Origin of the sequence: Amycolatopsis lurida, from assembly GCF_900105055.1 — a bacterium.
GTDB classification, from domain to species: domain Bacteria; phylum Actinomycetota; class Actinomycetes; order Mycobacteriales; family Pseudonocardiaceae; genus Amycolatopsis; species Amycolatopsis lurida.
In genome coordinates this window covers 6049898-6069490 of sequence record NZ_FNTA01000004.1, presented here as the reverse complement: position 1 = coordinate 6069490, position 19593 = coordinate 6049898, and the positions used below count along the sequence as shown (strand labels likewise).

Below are 19593 nucleotides of genomic sequence, written 5' to 3'. Positions count from 1 at the left end.
ACGTATGCCGAGTGAACCGGTGCTCGGCGGGCTGCCCGACGACGCGGCGCACGACATCGACGGGCAGATCTCGGTGCTCACGGAGCTGGGTTGGCCGACGATCGAGTTGCGCACCATTGACAAGGCCGCCATCGCCGATATCACGGACGAACAGTTCCCTTCGGTGTCGACCGCGCTGTCCGACAGCGGTTTGCACGTGATCTGCCTTGCCTCCCGCATCGTCGGCCAGGCCCGGCCGATCACCTCGGCGTTCCGCGACGACCTCGAAGTGCTCGCCAAGCGGGCCCGCCTCCTCGGCACGCGTTATGTACGGATCAGGTCCTATCCCAACGACGGGCTGGCCGAGTCCAGTTGGCGCGCCCACGCGATCGCCAGGGTCGGAGCGCTCGCCGACCGAGCCGAGCGGCAAGGCGTGACCCTGCTGCATGAGAACAGCTCTGGCTGGGCGGGCACGAATGCTGAGCGAATGCTGGACCTGCTCGAAGAGGTCGGAAGCCCCGCGTTGAAACTACTTTTCGACACCGGAAACAAAGTCGTCCACGGCTACGACCTGCTCAGCGACATCATCGGCCACGTCGAGCACGTACATGTCAAAGACGCCGACCCGAACGGTTACACCATACCAGGTGACGGCTCGGCACGACTCGTGGAGTGCGTAGAACTGCTGAAAGCCAACGGGTATGACGGCACTTGGTCACTGGAACCGCGGCTCGCGATCGTCCCACACTAGGACACTGTCGCCCGGTTACTCACTGCGGGCAAGGCGATGACCGGACTGCTCCGATGATCCTGGTAGGTGGCGTAGGGCTGAGCGTCATCTCGCGGTTCTATCTCGACGCGATCGAACACTCACGGGAATTCGCGCTCGCCGCCGTCTGCGACCTCCACCCTGCCTCGCTGGCCGACGTGGCTGCTCCGAGGTACCGCGATCATCGTGCGATGCTCACCGCCGGCGGCCTGGACGCGGTGATCGTGACCACGCCCAACGACATCAATACCAGGGTGAGCAAAGATGTCCTCGATGCCGGATTACCGGTCTGTGTCGAGAAGCCACTCGCCATCAAGCTCGTCGACGGTGAGGCGCTCGCCGACCTGGCCGCGACGCAGGATGTCGCCATGTTCACCGCGTTCCACCGCAGGTACAACCGCAACGTACGCACACTGCACGACAAGCTCGTGAATGCCGCACCGATCACCTCGATGATCGTGCGGTGCTGGGAGGACATCGAAGAGCAAACCGGCGACGACACCTGGTACCTCGACGCGGCAAGCCGCGGTGGCGGCTGTGTGGCGAACAACGGGGCGAACGCACTCGACCTCGTCCACCTGTTCCTCGGCCCTGTGGCGCTACGCGACGTCCGGATCACCCGTGACGCGAACGGTGTCGACCGGCGGGCGACGCTCGAACTCGACCGTGCGACTATCGACCTCGACTGGTCGTTTCCCGGCGAGGTCAAGGAATCGAGGTACGGCTGGCGGACGGCACCATCCTCCGCACCGACATGCTGGCCGGCTAGCCGAAGCTCAAGGGGTCGCTCTGACACGAATACTCCGAACTGCTCCGCGACTTCGCGAGAGCTGTACATCAGGGCGGGTCCTGGCGCGACACCGGTCTGACGACCTTGGCTTTGGTGGACGAGTGCTACCAGCGAGAGAACGGTGCGTGAGTACCGCCGAAACGTGACATCGCCTTCGACAGCTGCCTTGCCAGCGGGGTATCCACCACGGTTCCAGCACGTCGTGAGAGGCTGTCGTGGTCGGTCCTCGATGGTCTTGTAGGTGGTGTTGGCTACAGCATGGGCACGGAGCAACGGTCACTGGAGCTCATCAAGGAAGCGGCTCGAGCGATTCTCGAACCGGCCCTCTCGGACGGGTCGTCGGCGATCGATCCGGAGGTCAAGGCGTGGCTGCCGGAGGTCGCCCGTGACCTCCACGTCCGCATCGTCCGACCGCCGGACGCGGGTGCCGGATCCTTCCGGGAAAAGTTGAAGGTGCAGTTGCGCGGCACGTCGCGAGCCACCCATCTCCTGGCCGCGGAGCTGATGTACCTGCACGTCCTGCCGCTCACCAATGTCCGGCCGGCGGTCAAGCTGGATCGGATCACCGAAGTCCTCTCCTGGCTGACGCCTCCGCCACCACTGCCCGAACCGCTCCGCCTCGCCCTCGACACACCCGGCGCCTTCAGCGGAGGCACGGGATTCAACGTGCAGATCTGGCGCCAGATCGGCTGGCTGCTGGAGTTCGTGCAGCACTGGTGGGCCCTGCGAGACGACGTGCGCACTGAAGCGTTCAGTGACCCGTGGAAATTTCGGACAGCGGTCGCTTCGATGGTCACAGACCAACCCGGGATACGGAACTCTCTGCTCTACCTTGCCTTTCCGGACACGTTCCTCCCGATCGTCAGCCAAGACAACAAACGGTCGATCCGAGACGCGTTTTCACACTTCCTCGGACTTCCGTCGGGGCAGGACCCGTTGTCCGTGGACCGTGATCTCTTCGCCATCCACCAAATCCACACGAAGCAGGACGAAAACGCCAACTACTACCGAGAGCCGTATGTTTCACAGTGGAGAAAGCTTGCGGGCAACGGGGCGCGGGCATGGTTGATCAGGCCCCGGGACGGTGGCCGCGAACTGCTGGAGCAGTGGCTTGATTCGGGCTTCGTCTCCATCGCCGGACCTCGATTCGGCGAACTCGCCGGGGAGCCGTCCCGAGCAGATGTGCACGCCGCCGTCGAAGAGAACTACCAGCATCTGGATTATGTTCAACGACTTTCGCTGACCACGGATTACCACTCGTTCCTCCGCGTGCTGAAAGCGGATGACCACGTGATCGCCGTCGATGGGGACCGGGTGTATTTCGGAGTCGTCACCGGCGGCGCTCGATACTCCGACGAGCCCACCCCTCGGCTGACCTGCCCGGTCGCGTGGCCGTCGGAGGACGGGATCACCTTCGAAGGCGGAGAGCCGTTCAGCAAGCACGCGACTCATCAAGGCGTGGTCGTGGACATCACGGCGGCGCTTGATTCGATCAAGGAGTACACCCGCTCGCTGGTCGGTTCGGAGGAACCCGAACGTGATCAGCACTCCACGTCTCCGAGGTCTCGTACTCTGCCACCGCCATCCGACGGGCTCATCAGCCGTGTCCATGGCGACCGCGGCTGGCTGCAAGACGTCATCGAGCTATTGGAAGACCGACGGCAGATCGTGCTCTACGGTCCACCAGGCACGGGAAAGACCTACATCGCACGCGAGTTGGCTCACCACCTCACCGGAGCCGATGCCGTACGGGTCGTCCAGTTTCATCCCTCATACGCCTACGAAGACTTTTTCGAGGGATATCGGCCGGCGAAAGCACAAGACGGCTTCGTCGGATTCGAGTTGCAGCCAGGGCCATTACGGCAGATCGTCGCCGAGGCGCTCACTGAGCCGCACCGGCCCTACGTCCTGATCGTCGACGAGATCAACCGGGCGAACCTGGCGAAGGTATTCGGCGAGCTCTACTATCTGCTCGAATATCGCGGCGAAACCGTACGCCTTCAGTACTCGCCCCAGGAATCCTTTTGCCTGCCGCACAACCTGTACTTCATCGGCACCATGAACACCGCAGATCGGTCGATCGCGCTCGTCGATACCGCGCTTCGCCGTCGGTTCGCCTTCGTAGAACTCCATCCCGACGACATACCGGTGCGTGACCTGCTACGACGGTGGCTCGCGGTTCGTGGCAAAACCGGCGATGACCGTCCTGGGCTTCTCGCCGCCCTGAACGCGGAAATCGGCGATGAAGACCGAGACTTCAAGATCGGGCCAGCCTATCTCATGACACCGGACGCCGAACGCGCCGACGGGCTGCGCCGCATCTGGGAATTCTCGATTCTCCCGTTACTAGAAGAGCACTATTACGGCCGCCTCGACAGGCAGGAGGTACGATCCCGGTTCGGCCTTGACGCCATCCGCCTCCGAGCAGGCGAGTCGTCGTGACTAAGGCATCCTCTACGATCCGGTTGACCGAGAACGACACCGTCGGTGTCGAGGTTTCTTGCCCGCCGCCGGTTGCGACAGCGCTCACCGCGAGCGGTCTGGTCCGGCTCACACCGACGGCCGATGGTGCTTGGCGACTGACCCCCTGTGGACGTGTGGGAGCCGTCAGAATGAGCGGGATGGATGTCGTCGTGACGCCCAAAGTGGGCATTTCGCGGCTTCTTTTCCTACTGGGCTACGCCCACGACCCGGGGTTCCGGCCCGAGGATGTGCAAGGCACGGACGAGAACGATCTGTGGTCGGCGGTAGCCGAAACGTTGTGCAGGCATACCGAACGAGCCTTGGCCCGTGGCGTGCTGCAGGGTTACAACGCCGTCGAAGACGACCTTCGTCATGTCCGAGGCCGGATCTTGCTCGGCAAGCAGATCGCCAGGCATCCCGGCATGCTCGTTCCCGTCGAAGTCCGCTATGACACGTTCACCGTGGACATTCCAGAGAATCGCCTGCTTCGAACGGCGCTCAAACGAATGCTCGCCACACCGCGGCTCCCACTCGCACTTCGCGCTCGTCTGCGTCATTTCGATGTCGTACTCGCAGCGGCTACTCCACTCACGGCCGGTGCGCCGATTCCGGCCTGGCAGGCGACCCGGCTCAACCATCGCTATGTACCCGCAATGCGGATAGCGGAACTCGTCCTGCGGTATCAATCGTTCGAAGTCGGTACGGGCGACCTCGCCGTCGCCGCCTTCGTGGCGAACATGGCGACGGTCTTCGAGAACTTCATCGGATCGGCGTTACGGGAGGCATGGGCGTACCGTCCTGGCCGTACGCGTACTCAGTACCCGGTCAGCCTTGATCATGACGGAACCATCCGCATGAAGGCCGACGTGGTCCACACCGTGGACGGCGTCCCGCGGATCGTGGCCGACGCCAAATACAAGCTGGAGTCCACGACCGGCCAGTACCCCAACGCGGACCACTATCAGATGCTGGCCTATTGCACGGCCTTGGACTTGCCCACCGCATGGCTTGTCTACGCGCACGGGCTGCACGGAGTCCGAACACGCCGAGTCAGGCACACTGATGTCGAGATCGTCGAGTACCCCATCGACCTGAGCGCGGCACCGTCAGCGGTTCTCGACCAGATCGACAAGCTCGCGGCGGCCGCTTGGGAAGCGCCGTAGTCTCGGTCAGGTCGGTTCCGTCCGCGTGTACCGGCTGAGCCAGCCTGTCGCACGATGGTCGCCTCGCCAGGTGAAGACGGTCGCCTGCGTGTCGTCGTCGAACACCGGAACCGACGCCTTTCCTTGCGCCAGGAGAACCCGAGAAAACCGCCTGCCCGACCACGTCACGACCACACTCGCGTCCGGTGCCGAGACCGCGATCAGATCGTCGCTTCTCTCAAGGACGACGCCGGTCGCGCGTTCCTTCAACAAGGCTCGATAGGCCTCGTCGTCGAGACGGCATTGACTCGGCATGCCTCTGGCCGACCAGTCCGGACCAGTGATGCCTCGCGCTCGCGCGGCCTTCCAGAGCGCGGGAACGAGGTCTTCGGCGTGCGCGGGAGTCGCCATCTGCTCGCACATCCACAGCAGCCGCCCGGCGCTGCGGGCCGGCTGGCCCCGTCGCCATTTCACGCGGCGGCTCAGGTCCGCCGCGACGACCGCGCTCCCCGGATGGACGGTCCCGAGCTGCCCCCTGGCAACCGATCCAATGGAGATACAGGGGAGCGTCCTCCAGTACCGGATACAGGGCCAGATACGGGATCCCGGCGATCATCTTGGCGCTACGGCGGAACGCTTCCGGACTACTCGCGACGAGACCGAGCGCTGCCCTGGCCAGATCGCCTCGTTGATAGGTGCCGGAACCATCCGGACGCAGCAATCAGTTGACCACGGCCTTCAGTTCTTCATTGATCGCGCTTTGAGCGAGATTGGCCACCAGACCCGCGATCAGGTCGATGACCGTGTGTTCCGCTTCGTCCGGAGAATCCGGCAACGCGCTCTCGGCGAGAGCCACCCGGATCTCGTGTCCCACCGCCGCGGGCACCATCAGCCGCGCCGTGACCTTTCCCAGGTCCGTCGGCGCGAGTAGGAACTCCCCATCGGCCGCCCCGGCTCCGTTGATGAACTGACCTTCGACGAGGAACCGGACAGCCTCGCGCAGCGGTTACAGGCTACGGCTGCCCTGATGGCACGCCAAAGCGCCCACCCACCAGTCTTCGGCCTCCCGTAGTGACCGGATCCGGCGCTGGACCACCTCAGCGAGAACATGATCCGGCAGGCTGGCTTCGATCCGCGAGCGCACGGTGTTCCCGGCGACGAGTTTGGCCTGCCAGCGCTCCCGCTCTTGTTCGGTGACGATCAAGAAAGCCCAGCCATCGCGCTCTCCGTGCCCCACCCGGCCGGCCCAGCCGAACATCTGCTGGACAGCTAGTGCATAAAAAGATTCGCCAACAACGGGGAAGTCGCCGAACCCTGTGGGGTTCCGCGATCCCGATCGACCAGACCCCCCATCTCACTGCAACGGCGCTTGCAGCCACCGCTAGACATACAGCAGGATCCACTTCTGGTCGGTGTGGTGAGCCACCGCCTTGAGAACAAGGTCGTGCGGCACGCTGTCGAAGAACGCCTTGATGTCCAGGTCAACGACCCAGTCCATTCTCCAGCAACGCTTCCGGCACGCCTCTACCGCGCCCAGGGTCGACCGCTTCGGCCGGTAGCCATATGAGTCCGGGTGGAAGATCGGCTCGACCTTCGGCTCCAGATACATCTTGACCACGGTTTGCGCGACCCTGTCCGCGACCGTCGGCACCCCGAGGACCCGCACGCCTTGCCACCCGATTTGGGGATCTCCACGGCCTTGACCGGAGGCGGGAAATAGCTTCCCGAGGAAATCCGGTTCCGGACGCGATAGAGGTTCCTATCGCGTCCGGCCTCGAACTCCTCGATCGATACCTCGTCGACCCCGGCCGCACCCTTGTTGACCTTGACCCGTTGATACGCCTCCCACACGACCCACTTGGAAATCTCAAACGGCTTCGCCTTCGGCTCGGCCTGCGTTCTTGGTTCGTTCGCCTGGCTCCTCCCAGTGATCCTGGTTGACCACCAAACGACACCTGGACAACCCGCCCCCTTCGCTCCCCGCCGGTTATAGGCGTATCATCGCTACTACGGGGCGGTCCGGCCGCCTGCTCCGCAGCGATACTTAACTCCTCGCAGTGTGTGCTGCGTGGCTCTCTCTTTCGCCGACGGCCTCAGCATGCCCTCGGCCGCATGGGAGCGAGGCGTTCCCACGTTCCACAGTGGCACCTGGATCGGGCTCGCGCCACCTCTACGCTGGACACCGCCAGGCCAATAGACAGGCACCCGCCTGGCTCATCCCGGAGCAATAACGGGACCCCGGCTTCGATGTCGTCTATGCTATTTTGACGCCTCATCGGTGGTTTACTTTCGTTCGCCTTCTCGATCCACACCTGACGCATCATGTGCACCTTTTCCGTGACGCTCACCACCACGACTCCTTCACCGCAGCAGCTCACGATGGTTTTTGACCTCCTCCTGCAAGGCGGCCACGGAGGACCAACCTCCATTACCGGCACAGCATTGCCTCAAGACATTAGTTGACGTTCTACACCGCAACCATCCCCTTCGACATTCGTGGCACACCATTATCCGTGCACTCGTCGCACCGTGAGCCATGGCCGACCATCGGAAACCAGGGCACCGAATGATCACCTACACCGTTGCGCCGTCAATGGATCCGCTTGGCGCGGCACGCGCGCCGACCGGGAAACCCCAGTGCGCGCCACTGCCGCGAAACGAGAACGCGGCCGCGGCCGAAACCACCGTGAACCCCAGTCCTGCCCTGCTCGCGGCAGAGAAATCTCGCTTGCTCGCTCATCCCGGCGGCTCTTCCCTCGCTTTTTGGCGCGGCCGGTGATCGAAGCGATGCCGTCGGACAGGGCGGACGCCCGGCCGGAGTATTTCCGAATCGGCCACAAGTATCGACGGCGTGCCCGCCGGATGTTCCGTCCAGCAGACACTCCGTCATCGCGCGAACGGCATTCACGCCCACCGGAGGAAGCGGTAGCCAGTGATCGGTGAGGGCACACCCTTGCGTGCGACGTTCTCGCAGCCAGTACTGGCCACTTCCGCGAAGACTCGTCGTCACTGAACTTCTTGCCATCGAACAGAACGGCACTGGTAGCGGCGATGGTCCGACGGCGTCGCGGTCTCACCGGACGAGCCGTCTCGGCCCGCCACCTTTGGCCATTCGATGTTACTGCGAACCAGCTACAGCCGACGCCCTACCCTTTCGTGTCACCCGGCTTCGGCTCGTTCGCGAGCCCGGTGCACCGACAAGCCTGCGTTCGTGACCTGCCGGATCCGTCACTCCGCTCGACCGTGCCCACCGCGGACTTCCTGACCGCGGCGCATGGCCCTGAGCAGCAAGCGGCCCGACCGAGACCGAGGATCGTGCCGTGCCGAGCTTCCGGGAAGGCGATCCGACCGTCGGCGCGAATAATCAGCCACAGATCGCGGCCTTGGTCGCTCGGCGCACTCGATTTGTCATGCCGGCGTGTATTCCTCATGATCGCACGACCGAGAATGTGCCCCTCGGCTGGCAACCAAGATGAACACCTTGCTGGCGTTTTCAAAAGGAGCGTCACCTGGGAGGGGGGCGAGATGCCAGTTCCTTCCCGAAGAAACCGACCTATCAGGTATTCATAGGACGAACTCGCTGCCATCGCAGGCGAACTTGAACCCATCCAATGGACGCACCATTGCTCGATCATGACGGCCCGCCTCGTAACGATTCCAGGTCGCCCGGTGGGCCGCCGCGCCTGGTCAGCGAGTTCCTCGCACCGTACCGGGACGCCTGGACCGGACGCCGACAACTCACGATCCCGCCGCCGGCGACCGCGTTGAGGTCGTCGGCGGCGGAAGTGGCTCGGTGTACCTCGACAACGTTCACCGAGGGTCCAGAATGGACCTCAACGGGTGCCCCAGGGTTCGTTTCACAGGCTTCCGACCGGCCCCGCAGCCACCCGGCAATCCGACTTGCCACTCACGATCCCACAGGTGGCCTGGGCTGGAGGTTCACATCGCTGAACTCAGATGTGACGAAGGGACCCTTCTGCCCGCCACTGCGACCGAGTTTCCCCCCTTGGCCGACGCCGGAAACCTGAAGCTTCAGGCCTCTGCCGTAGACGGTGTGCAGGAAACGCGGTCTTTCCGCTATCTCACCCAATTTTCGACGAAGCCTGGAGACGTAGGCGTTGACATTGGCCCTCCCGGAGTTATGCGCCCCCCACAACACCTTTTGGAGGTCATCCCGATCGAAGGTGTGCCCAGGACGTCTGGCCAGCGCGAGCAGGAGGTCGAACTCACGCCCGGCGAGTTTCAGCAGGCAGCCGTCCAAGGTCGCCACTCTGGCGGCAGGCTTGATCCTCAATGCACCCACAACTATATCCGCCTCCGCCGGCGGACGTTCCGCTTGCCTGCGAACCATCGCCCTGGTCCTAGCCAGCAGTTCGGGTCCGGGCACAGTCGGCGGCAGACATTCATCGGCGCCCGCATTAAATATTCGCACGATGTCAGTCTCGTCTTGGTGAACCGTCAGAACGAGAATCGGTATCGACCGAGCCGCGCCCAGCTCCTTGACCGTCGCCGCAACCCGTTCCCGGCCGGCAGACTCCATATTCAAGATCACACCGACGTGCTTGCTGCCACTGATCGCGAGCTTCGCGTCCTTCAGCAACATGACACGATCGATCAAGTAGATTCTCTGAAGAATCGTCGCCGCGCGGCTTCCCGCTTCAACACCATCGCTCAAGACCAGAATCATATCCATGGGACTGATTATGAGCCGAATTTAGCCCGCGACGAAAGTGATCGGAAGCCTCAGTTCGACACCCCCCTTGACATCTGCCCGATATTTCGCCACGGAGCGCATTTTCGGGCACTTCGGATAACGAATAACGACATGGGCCAAATCCTGGCCGACGGTTCCCGCCTTGGCCGCCGTCGAGCACCTGGGCGCTGAGGATCCTCGCGGAGGAGTCCTCCGACAGAGTGATTCCGCTCAGTGGGCCATCGACAGCATGGCATGACAACCGCGAACTCGCGGCCTTCGATCTTGCCCATCCAGGTATCAAACGTCGAGGAAAGGACAGAATGCTTGCGGGAAACGACGGCGTCATCGCGAAACTGGTGGACAGCAAATGCTTGCGACGGTTGTTACCAAGCCTGTTCGCTCACGACCCTACCGATGATTCTTCCGACTCATGAGAGGCAAGAGGCTCATGCTGAAAAGATCATCGCTTGCACTGTGGGTGGCATCACGTTCGTCCCCCCCGCCGTAGGCACGCGGTGGGCAGTTGTCGTGGTCGACCGTCCGCAGGGCAGGCCTGCTCCGCCAAGGCAATTCTGAGGTCTGGCCACAAGCCCCATCCGCGGAGGATCTCGCCCAGGACGTCGCCATCGCCGTGCTTCGAGCCATACCGACGTACGATGACAGAGGTTTCTCTTTCATGGCTTTCGTCTACGTCCTCGCCGAACGGAAGCTGATCGACGTCTGGCGAAAAAATTTGCGTGACCAGAGCAGCCCGGTGGCGTCGATGCCTGATGGCCCCAGCGGTTCCGTGCTGCCAGAGGAACACCTGGTGTCCGGCGAGCTGGGTTCCTACCTGGGCAAGCTGCTCGAGATCCTTCCCCACAAGCAACGTCATGTCCTGTGGCTGCGCGTCGCCCGAGGACTTGTCGGCCGCTGAGACCGCCAAGCGAGTCGGTTCTACCCCGAGTTCGGTCCGAGTCATGCAACATCGCGGTCTGTCCACGCTGCGGAGCCGGCTCGCCGAGCAACGTGAGCGGCCAAGGTACGCCAACGACAGTGTGCCGGGACAAGACGTCCTCCGTCAGCCGCAGCCTACGCGAGTGACATGAGCGGAAGCACCTCGACGGCGTCGTGTTCCACGTTTTCGACGTCGTCGGAGACAGTAGGAGACCCGCGCCTCAGCACGCTGTATAGCCCTTGGCGATCCCCGGCTTGTTCGGGGGTCCTGATAGGGTGCCTCGGGTGTGGTTTGCTGGCCAGGACGCGCGGACCTGGCTGCTGCTCGCGAGCGGAGTGCCGTCAACTGTCCGTTACAGGCGGGCGTGCCGGGGTGAGGCCCGGGACTTTGCTCGGCGAAGGTCCGCTTCGCGCGGTCAGGATAGTCGCGGAAGAACCGCCGCACCAGCAAGCCGGGTCGAGGCCTCCTGCCCGCAGACCACAGGGCCACGAGGCAGCGCTGGCAGTGTCGGCGATCATGAAATTCCCCACTGAAGCGGGTTCCGAGATCAGGTAATTCACCGGCCCAGGCACGGGCACCGTGATATCCGCCGCCGCAGCCGCGTCCCAGCCCGAATACAAGTCCGCGGCCTTCGCCATGTTCCCGGCATGGGTATCGAGGCGGGCTTCGAAGCTCGCCTGCCGAGACACCAACACGTGCTTGACCCGCGCCATCGCCAACGCCGCCCGCGACTCCAGCATACCAAGATCAACCCGCTGGCACCGCGGCCGGACAGCCAGCACTGCGTAGCCCGTCGACGACCCGTCCGGCGGCCTGGCCGGTGCCGCGGAGCTTGTCGACCACCACCTGATAACCCGTCACAAACGCCTCCCCGTCGTCGGTAACCAGTGGTCACCCTACGACAGCGACGCGTACCCACTCAACCTGTCACACCACCGGTGAACAGCGAAAACAATGTTTCGAGTCGATCTACCCACACCCAGGTAGGTAGGACTACTCAATCCTGAGCGTTAGCCGCTCGATCACCGGAATCCGGAGGTTGCTCGCTGGCGGCGGTGCGCCCGGCCGCCTTCTCGAGCCGGTCGATCAACTCCTGCAGGTTCGCTGGTGCGCTCCCGTCCGCCACCGCCTTCCGCAAGGTCGCGGCCGCCTCACGCAAGTCCCGAGCCGCACCGTCACGCGCTTCGGCCACTCTCACCCGTCGTTGATCACCAGCTTCGTCGTCAGACACCGCGCCCGTCATTGCTATTTCTCTCCCTTTTCGTCAGATCCGATAGAGCAACACTAAAACGGATATGACAAAATGAGATCCCACCTACCCATATCAACGGGACCTAATCACTAATCACAGCACGAGAGGCGCCAGCTAATTGATGAAGCCGGAAACCGCGACAACGCCAGAAACTAGGCGTCGGCCTTCTTCCTCGGCGCCCGCTTACGCTTCGGCTTCTCCGACTCCGGTTCGGGTTCGGGCTCCACAACCGGCGCTGGGGCAGCAGCGCCAGCTTCGAACGCCTCGGTGATCTCGCTCGGGATCCTGCCCCGGTCAGAGATCGCGTAGCCATTCTCGGCAGCCCACGCGCGCACCTGCTGGTTATATTCCCGGTCAGTCCCCGACGCCGCACTACGCGAGGAAGCGCCGACACCTGTCGACTGTCCAACCGCGACCCTGATACGCCGTCCACCGATCCGGCGCCCCGCGGCCACAAAGCGGTCGAACTCCTCCCGCAGCGCCTGAGCGTTCTCATCCGACAAGTCGATCTCATACGACACGCCATCCAACGCGAACGGCACAGTCTGAGTTGCCTCGCTACCGTCGAGATCATCCAAGATCTCGACACTGACCTTCTGCGCCATGCAACAAGCCCTTTCACCAGGTCAATAGGTACGGGCCCACCATGAGGTGGGCAACTCGCGGATCGTAACCACCCTGTATCCCGATCGACAGTTGCGACACCCAGCAGGCGACGAACGGTCACCTAGTCAGGACTACCTCCCCACGAAGCCATCCGGTCGCACGGCAGGCCCTGACCTTCAGATACAGCAAGCGCGCGTAACCGCTGTGTCGATAGGACCAGTTGTCCTGTTGCGAGGATGTCCTCATGCCTCCTCGCAAGCGCCGTTCGTACACGGCCGAGTACGAGGTCGAGGCTGCTCACCGCGTGATCGTTTCCGGTCGCACGGTCTCCGAGGTCGCTTGCGAGCAGGTGCCGCCGAGCGAGCCCGCCGAAGTGTCACCGCCGACGGCGCCGAATTTCACGCAGCAGTGTGAACAGGTCCCGGCCAGACCCGACGCGTGGCGTCCGTCGAGTGCCGGACCTTCTGAGTCCGACCGTGACCCAGTTCTTCATCTCGCCGGACGCCACGCATCAAGAAGCTAACAGCGGAACACGCCTGATGCAGTTCCACACCATGGGCCTCAACTATCGGGTGTAACAGTGGCCCGCTCCCGCCAGCCGGGGTCCGAAGCTAGGAGCGGGCCACCGCTTTTCCTTCACTGTCGCGCGGCGCCTCAGGATGGGCGCTGCCTCGACTGGAGCAACCGAGGGCCACGCAACAGCCACCCTATGCCACCGAGGCGGGGGCGCGCGGGCAGACAATGTGGACGAAAATCCCTGGACGCCCGCTAGTACATCCGGTAACGCGCATGTTTGTGGGCGTGGCACCCGACGGTGAGGCAGGCACAGGTCCCGATCCCCGCTCACACGGTCAGCGAGGGGGAGGGCGGCCGTGTGAACTCGTCACCAGTACCTGCCCCTGCGCCCGTTCGTCCCATCCCGGCTCCGCCGGTTACCACGCCCCTCGCAACGGTAGAATCAGGGCCGTCACATCGCCAGACCAGGGGCCCCTCGGGCATCCATTCGAGACAGTTCCGAAACACACCGGAGCACCGGCGCACCACGAATACGCACTCCTGGCCCACGTCCCCGCCGGGGATCTATCCATAAAGGACCCACAGGTGTGCAGGACGGTGCCGCGTGGGATGAGGAAGCCCCCGACTAGGGCAGCGACTCCCTATCCGATCGACGCGGGGGCTTCCTCACCCGCCACTCTCCGGCGCCACGGACGACGAAGTCAAGAGGAGACCGGCCCGGCTGCCCATTGTGATCAACGCTTTGCACTGGCACCCCCTGTCAGACTGTGGTCGCCCCAGCCCGCAGCTGACCGTTACTCCACCCGACAGGGCGGAACGCGACACATCGAGAGTCCCTCGTCTCTCACGGCGATCCGGCCGGGACTAGCGGGACAACAATCGGAACGAGAGGGCTGTCAACTCGGAGGACTCAGTTCGCGCCGCATCGCCGACGAAGCAACACCGTCCACAACAGCCACAAATATCCGCCACGGGGCCGGGGGGCGGCAGCGGCCCGCTCTACCAGCCGGGGCCTTCCGGCGAGAACGGACCGCTGCCCTCCCTTATCTCCTCACGTGGCAACCCCGAGTGTGGGTGTGCAGGGGCCATGACCGCCACGCAGCAACCAACCTAACCCAACTACCGGCGTCAATATGGGCAGAAAATCATGACAAAAGCCCCCTGCCGCCTGCCCTGGACGCACCGCCGTGCGACCCACCCGGCGATGATCAACGAGACGGCCGCTTCGGCATATCGATGCTCATGGCCCACCCGGACCGACGGTAAACGCGACCAACCCACCCATCGTCTCGAACACCACGCCCCACGCGGCATCGCACGTCAGGCCAACGATCGTTGATGGCGCTCTCCGAGATGGGCCAGACACGCTCTCTGAAATGGGCTAGCTGAGGAGTGCAGCGTAACCGGTGTCAGCGACGGAGCGGGATCACTCCGTCGGGTGCTGCGAGGGGCATCTGCGGCCGTGCCGCTTCGGGTGTGGTGAGCAGCGCGACGATGGTGACCGGGCCGCCGCAGTGCGGGCAGTCCCCGGGGGCCGCGATGTGCGGCAGCGGCGCCGCAGGCGCCGGTGGGGCCGCTGCCGGAGGCGATGCCCCGCAGGGCCTGGCGGTGCTGGATGCAGGCGCGGTGCGTTCGACCTCCCGTCGGGCGCCGCGGTCATCGACAGGTTCTCGGCGCGGGCCTGGTCCAGAATCCTGGGCAGGGCTTCGGCGGCGTTGTCCAGCTTCAGGTAGGAGAAGTGCGAGCGGAGTTGCTGATAGCGGCGGGCCTCGCTCATCTGTGGCCCTAAACGGTTTCCGGACAAGTGATCAGTCCTCCTTGGGCTCATAGGTGGGTGCACTGCCCAGCGTCGCCGCGGTGGCGGCGTAGGTGGCCAGGTCGATCACGACGTGGGCCGCGGGCCCCGTCGCGGGCAGGTCGCGCAGTCGTGCTGCTTCGGCCAACGCCGCCGCCGACGGCGGCCAGCGCGTCTTGTGAGTGCAGGGCCGATCGGTGCTGAAGGCGCCCATCGCGGCGTGTTCGAGCGCCGATCACGTGCCCGTCGTCGCGGACGCCCCGCCCGGCGCCGTCCGGGGCGCGGTGGTGGACCGCGACCGTTGCGCCGCGGTCGGTGACGATCCGCAGCACGTCCGCGCCGACCCTGTGGCGGACTTGAACCTGCGCACCGCCCAACCCGGGCGGGACGGAGTAGGAGTTGCCGCGGAAAGCGACCAGTGCCTGTCGTGTGACGATCTGGCTGAGATCGAACTCGGCCGGGAACGCGATCAGCGCCGGGGCGTGCAGCCGCTCGGCTGCGGCCACCCCGGCGACGATGGTCCGTTCGCCGTCATGGACCCGGCGACGGCTGTCGAGCTTGACCGCGAGTCGATCGAGCCCGGCTTGGGCCTCGGCGATCGTGACGTCGTCGCCGAGGGTGCGCCACCAGCGCTGCGCGGCCGAGTGGTTGGCCTTCTCGACCACGCCCTTGCGGTTCCCGCGCCGCGACGGACACGTCATCGACCGGACCCATAATGCTTCGCGACCTGCGCGAACGCTGGTGTGATCCGGCCGGACGAGGGATGGCAGACCGTGGCCATCCGGTCGAAGCGCCAGACCTGGGTCACCCCGCCGAGCAGGCGGACCACCGCGTCGAGGGCCTCGACCAGGTGCGGGAAGTCCTCGGCATCGGCCAGGACCCGCGCCATTTGCTCGAGTGCGCCAGCGCACCGACCAGCAGATGCGCCTGCTTCCTGGCGCCCCAACTCGCCGGTGGGTCCGGCAGCTCGAGCCAGTCAAACTGGGTTTCTCGCCCGGCGGGTGGGCAATGATCGCGACGTCACGGCCGCAGGAAATCTGACACGGCTCGCAATGCGGGCGCAGCTGATAGCGGCGCAGCGCGCGAGTGAACGTCGAGTAGCCGCCCTGGGTAGCCGAGCTCGGCGATCTCGTCCAGCAGCGTCGCTGCCCACAAATGTAGGTCGTCGGCCAGCCGAGCGCGGCAGTAGCCGACGAATGGTTCGAACGGATCCTGCCCCGCCGACCGGCGTTTGCCTGGAACGACGTCGCCGGCCAGGTAGCGGCGGATGGTCTTGCGGTCGCGTCCGAGATGTCGGGCGATCGCCGAGACTGACCAGCCTTGAGCACGCAGGGCCTGCGCCTCCACGTCTTCCTCCAGAGTGAGCATCCACGCCTCCGGCAACGGTCACGGTGATCAACACCGAAACCGTCACCCCGAGGCCGCTGACCAGCGCAAACGACGCGCCAATAGGACACCCCAACTGGGGAATTTCAGAGAGCAGGACTGGCCCTATTCAGAGAGCGCCATCATCGTCCGCTGACGATATCCAATCGGGACCAACCGCCGTTGGGGAGCGCTCCGGCTCAGTTCCAGCCGTCGCGGCATGCACTGTTCATCACGCGAGCCACTAGCCCGACTCTAGAACTCAATTTCTCCGATAGCCTCACATTGCTCTGGTGTAATAATCTTCCTGCGTTCCGCCTCGCGAAGTACAAGGTCGAGAAATATTTCGTTCATGTCTCGCGCCGCTTCCAAGAATAAGCTGCGGTAGCGCTCACCTGGATCGACCCAATTGTGGCCTATACGAACATTGTCCGTCGACACTCCCCGCACAGGCACCGAGCCGTGCAGGTTGTTGGCCGCGACATGAACCAGAGTGTCGCCAAAGTGGTCGACTTTACCGTTTGGCACCGTCGAGATAGCGGGGTCAAGATACTCACCTACTAGCGTTGTTGCATCACCCGCCGCCAGGGGTGCTCCATGACGTCACTGTGGCACACGCCCTCCCTGGCCGCCGTCTGTTCATTCCGGCCTGCGACATCCTGTCACCGTTCGTCATGGGTGTGTTGGCCGAGCAGAAGATGTCAAGCGTCTTCTGATGTCACGCAGCGCCGGGCAGCAGCAGGCCGGGCGGTGGCCCATCCAGCCAGTCGTCGAACACCGACATGGACGTCACCACCCGGGGGCGCGCAAGTCCACGGTGCCACCCTTGAAATGCGCACCGGCAAAGGTGACCTCGCCGCCCCTGAAGCTGCAATCGGTGAAATCTACACCTCCACCCAGGAAGCAAGCGTCACTGAAATCGACTGTCGCGCCGATGAACGCGGACCCGGTAAAGTCCGTGGTACCACTGAACTGTGCGCCCGCGAAGGACACGAGGTCAGCGTCGAAAATGCTGCCCGAGAAATCCACATCCCCATCGAGGGAGGCGGAGGAAAAGTCCACTCGAGCACCTGAGCTCATACTCTCGGCGAAGGAAGCTTTTCCGGCGAATCGCGCTCCGGCGAACGAGATCTCGCCTTCTTCGAAACTGGAACCGGTGAAGTCGACGCCGCTATCGATCAGCGCGTTGGAGAAGGTCTGTCAAACGTTCGGCTCTGGCGCACTTTCGGTGGTGGTGCAGTGGTTCCCTGGCCGGGCCGGGTTGTTGGGCTGTCATGATCATCTGTGTCTGAGATGACGATGCTGGTCGATGTGGTGTTCTCGGGGCTTTCGGCGCTGTCGGTCGAGGGCGTCGAGGAAGTGGGCGATGTAGTCGTGGTGCGGGCATCGACCAAGGGCGATGCGGTGGCGTGCCCTGTCTGCGGGACGCTGACCGGCCGGGTCCATGCGTTCCATGAGCGGGTCCCCGCGGATGTGCCGGTCGATGGACGGCGGGTACTGGTGAGGTTGCGGATACGTCGGATGCGTTGCCCTGTCACCGAATGCGTGCGTCAGACCCTCCGGGAGCAGGTACCGGGCGTGATCGAGCGATACCAGCGACGCACCGTCCGGCTCGGTGAACAGGTCCGCAGTGTCGTGCGCGAACTGGCTGGCAGGGCCTCCGCCCGGTTGCTGCCAGCGCGCTCGGGATCACGGTCGGGCGGGATACCGCCGTGCGGGTCTTGATGGGCATCCCGTTACCGGATCACGCGGTGCCGCGGGTGCTGGGAATCGACGACTTCGCCCTGCGCAGGCGTCACAAGTACGCCACCGTGGTGATCAATGCCGACACCGGCGCCCGGATCGACGTGCTGCCCGGGCGAGGCGCCGAGGTGGTGGCCGGTTGGTTGCGGGCGCATCCAGGAGTCGAGGTCGTGTGCCGGGACGGCTCGACAGCCTATGCACAGGCTGTGAAGGACGCGCTGCCCAACGCGATCCAGGTCGCCGACCGATGGCATCTCTGGCACGGCCTGTGTGACGCCGTGGGCAAGGAGGTCGCCGCCCATAGCGCGTGCTGGGCGTCGGCCACAGGATTACGTGAGGGAAAGCTGGCCGAGACTACTTTGCAGCGGTGGCAGCAGATCCATACCCTGCTCGAGGCTGGAGTCGGGCTGCTGGACTGCTCACGCCGCCTGGGTCTGGCGCTGAACACGGTCAAGCGATACGCCCGCGCCGCCACCCCGGACCGTATTCAGCGGGTTCCTAAGTACCGGGCCTGCATGGTCGACCCGTACCGGGACCACCTCCGCGCCCGCCGTGAACAAGACCCAGCCGTCGGGGCCACCGCACTGCTGGCCGAGATCCGCGCTCTGGGCTATACCGGCAGCCACAACCTCCTCGTGCGCTACCTGAACCAAGGACGGCATCTCGACGATCACCCACAGCTCTCACCACGACGAGCCGGTCGGCTGCTACTGACCCGGCCGGAGAATCTCACCGAACGGCAACACGAACGACTCCAAGCTCTGACCGCGGCCTGCCCCGAAATGACGGCGCTGGCAGGCGTTGTGCGCTCCTTCGCAGCTCTGCTCTCTCCCCACAAGGACAATCCCGCCCGGTTGAAGGAATGGATTACCGCCGCACGCGAAGCAGACCTACCTCACGTGCGCTCCTTCACCCGAGGAATCGACCAGGACACCGACGCCGTCATCGCCGCGGTCACCCTCGAACACCACAACGGACGCACCGAAGGCGTGAACACCAAGACCAAGCTGCTCAAGCGGCAGATGTACGGACGAGCAGGCATCAACCTCCTGCGCCATCGCATCCTCCTCGGCTAACACCACCACCGAAAGTGCGCCAGAGCCAAACGTTTGACAGTCCCGCGACAACAGATGTGGGGATGCTCTGGAGCAGTCCGCTCGATGACGAATAAACCCCGTTCAGTCGAAGTAGTTGCTCAGCTTGATCAGGTTTCCGTCAGGGTCGCGCAGATGGAGACTGTAGATCGTGCTGCGTACACCGGTACGGCGGACCGGGCCCGCTTCGATGTCCACTCGCTGCTCGGTGAACTTGTCGAACAGGAGCAATCTTCGGATCACCCACGACGGAGCACAGCTCAGCGGCACCACCCCGGTTTGGTAGCCGTAGCGCCTTCGGTGTCCCACTGGCCACTCGCAGCAGACGAGCGCGTACGGCTACCTGTGCGCGTCGTAGGTAAGCTGCCGCCGCCCGCCCACCGCATCGTAAGAGATCATCTGACCGCGTCAATGGTCTGCCTCTTCGCGCACAATTGCCTGTAGAC

The 19593-nt window shown here is 64.2% G+C and carries 17 protein-coding genes and 1 pseudogene; 6 read left to right on the top strand and 12 right to left on the bottom strand.

The window, feature by feature from the left end:
* Positions 1-19 precede the first annotated feature (19 nt).
* From BLW75_RS34250 to BLW75_RS34235, 4 genes are all read left to right on the top strand, one after another.
* The gene (locus BLW75_RS34250) at positions 20-730 is read left to right on the top strand and encodes a sugar phosphate isomerase/epimerase family protein (protein ID WP_241784110.1); all 711 of its coding nucleotides are present in this window, start codon (positions 20-22) and stop codon (positions 728-730) included.
* 53 nt (positions 731-783) lie between these two features.
* The gene (locus BLW75_RS34245; protein WP_241784108.1) at positions 784-1617 is read left to right on the top strand and encodes a Gfo/Idh/MocA family protein; all 834 of its coding nucleotides are present in this window, start codon (positions 784-786) and stop codon (positions 1615-1617) included.
* A gap of 179 nt (positions 1618-1796) precedes the next feature.
* On the top strand, positions 1797-3980 hold the full coding sequence (locus tag BLW75_RS34240) for an McrB family protein (protein ID WP_034323331.1): 2184 nt from the start codon (positions 1797-1799) through the stop codon (positions 3978-3980).
* The gene (locus BLW75_RS34235) at positions 3977-5164 is read left to right on the top strand and encodes a 5-methylcytosine restriction system specificity protein McrC (RefSeq protein WP_034323328.1); all 1188 of its coding nucleotides are present in this window, start codon (positions 3977-3979) and stop codon (positions 5162-5164) included. Before BLW75_RS34240 ends, BLW75_RS34235 begins: the two co-directional genes overlap by 4 nt.
* 6 nt (positions 5165-5170) lie before the next feature.
* On the opposite strand, the gene BLW75_RS34230 is transcribed toward BLW75_RS34235, so the two are convergent.
* From BLW75_RS34230 to BLW75_RS34215, 5 genes are all read right to left on the bottom strand, one after another.
* Entirely contained in the window at positions 5171-5617 is a 447-nt protein-coding gene (locus BLW75_RS34230) for a hypothetical protein (RefSeq protein WP_143055391.1), read from the bottom strand.
* A gap of 247 nt (positions 5618-5864) precedes the next feature.
* Positions 5865-6017 carry a hypothetical protein gene (locus tag BLW75_RS42990; RefSeq protein ID WP_158005436.1) on the bottom strand — a complete coding sequence of 51 codons (153 nt, stop codon included), beginning with the start codon at positions 6015-6017 and terminating at the stop codon, positions 5865-5867.
* Positions 6018-6149: 132 nt separating this feature from the next.
* Positions 6150-6401: a hypothetical protein gene (locus BLW75_RS34225; protein WP_091598886.1), complete on the bottom strand. Its 252-nt coding sequence runs from the start codon at positions 6399-6401 to the stop codon at positions 6150-6152.
* A gap of 123 nt (positions 6402-6524) precedes the next feature.
* Positions 6525-6809: a reverse transcriptase domain-containing protein gene (locus tag BLW75_RS43685; protein ID WP_241784106.1), complete on the bottom strand. Its 285-nt coding sequence runs from the start codon at positions 6807-6809 to the stop codon at positions 6525-6527.
* A 2241-nt stretch (positions 6810-9050) separates the two neighbouring features.
* On the bottom strand, positions 9051-9836 hold the full coding sequence (locus tag BLW75_RS34215) for a response regulator transcription factor (protein ID WP_091598883.1): 786 nt from the start codon (positions 9834-9836) through the stop codon (positions 9051-9053).
* Positions 9837-10362: 526 nt separating this feature from the next.
* Here BLW75_RS34215 and BLW75_RS44000 point away from each other — a divergent pair.
* On the top strand, positions 10363-10755 hold the full coding sequence (locus tag BLW75_RS44000) for a sigma factor (RefSeq protein WP_091598880.1): 393 nt from the start codon (positions 10363-10365) through the stop codon (positions 10753-10755).
* Between the two features lie 1018 nt (positions 10756-11773).
* Here BLW75_RS44000 and BLW75_RS34200 read toward each other — a convergent pair.
* The 6 genes from BLW75_RS34200 to BLW75_RS34175 form a co-directional block, all read right to left on the bottom strand.
* Positions 11774-12019, bottom strand: coding sequence for a hypothetical protein (locus tag BLW75_RS34200; RefSeq protein WP_143055390.1), 246 nt, complete (start codon positions 12017-12019; stop codon positions 11774-11776).
* 161 nt (positions 12020-12180) lie between these two features.
* Complete coding sequence (locus BLW75_RS34195; protein ID WP_034323324.1) at positions 12181-12633, bottom strand: histone-like nucleoid-structuring protein Lsr2; 453 nt, start codon at positions 12631-12633, stop codon at positions 12181-12183.
* Positions 12634-14974: 2341 nt separating this feature from the next.
* Positions 14975-15646: a Mu transposase domain-containing protein gene (locus BLW75_RS43675; protein WP_241784102.1), complete on the bottom strand. Its 672-nt coding sequence runs from the start codon at positions 15644-15646 to the stop codon at positions 14975-14977.
* Positions 15643-15834: a hypothetical protein gene (locus BLW75_RS43670; protein ID WP_241784100.1), complete on the bottom strand. Its 192-nt coding sequence runs from the start codon at positions 15832-15834 to the stop codon at positions 15643-15645. The genes BLW75_RS43675 and BLW75_RS43670 overlap by 4 nt, the downstream gene beginning before the upstream one ends.
* Before the next feature lie 131 nt (positions 15835-15965).
* Positions 15966-16313 carry a helix-turn-helix domain-containing protein gene (locus BLW75_RS43665; protein ID WP_241784098.1) on the bottom strand — a complete coding sequence of 116 codons (348 nt, stop codon included), beginning with the start codon at positions 16311-16313 and terminating at the stop codon, positions 15966-15968.
* Between the two features lie 786 nt (positions 16314-17099).
* Complete coding sequence (locus BLW75_RS34175) at positions 17100-17372, bottom strand: pentapeptide repeat-containing protein (RefSeq protein ID WP_091598877.1); 273 nt, start codon at positions 17370-17372, stop codon at positions 17100-17102.
* A gap of 222 nt (positions 17373-17594) precedes the next feature.
* Here BLW75_RS34175 and BLW75_RS34170 point away from each other — a divergent pair.
* Positions 17595-19129 (top strand): annotated as a pseudogene (locus BLW75_RS34170) (ISL3 family transposase).
* Between the two features lie 102 nt (positions 19130-19231).
* On the opposite strand, the gene BLW75_RS34165 reads toward BLW75_RS34170, so the two are convergent.
* The gene (locus BLW75_RS34165; RefSeq protein ID WP_143055388.1) at positions 19232-19456 is read right to left on the bottom strand and encodes a VOC family protein; all 225 of its coding nucleotides are present in this window, start codon (positions 19454-19456) and stop codon (positions 19232-19234) included.
* Positions 19457-19593 lie beyond the last annotated feature (137 nt).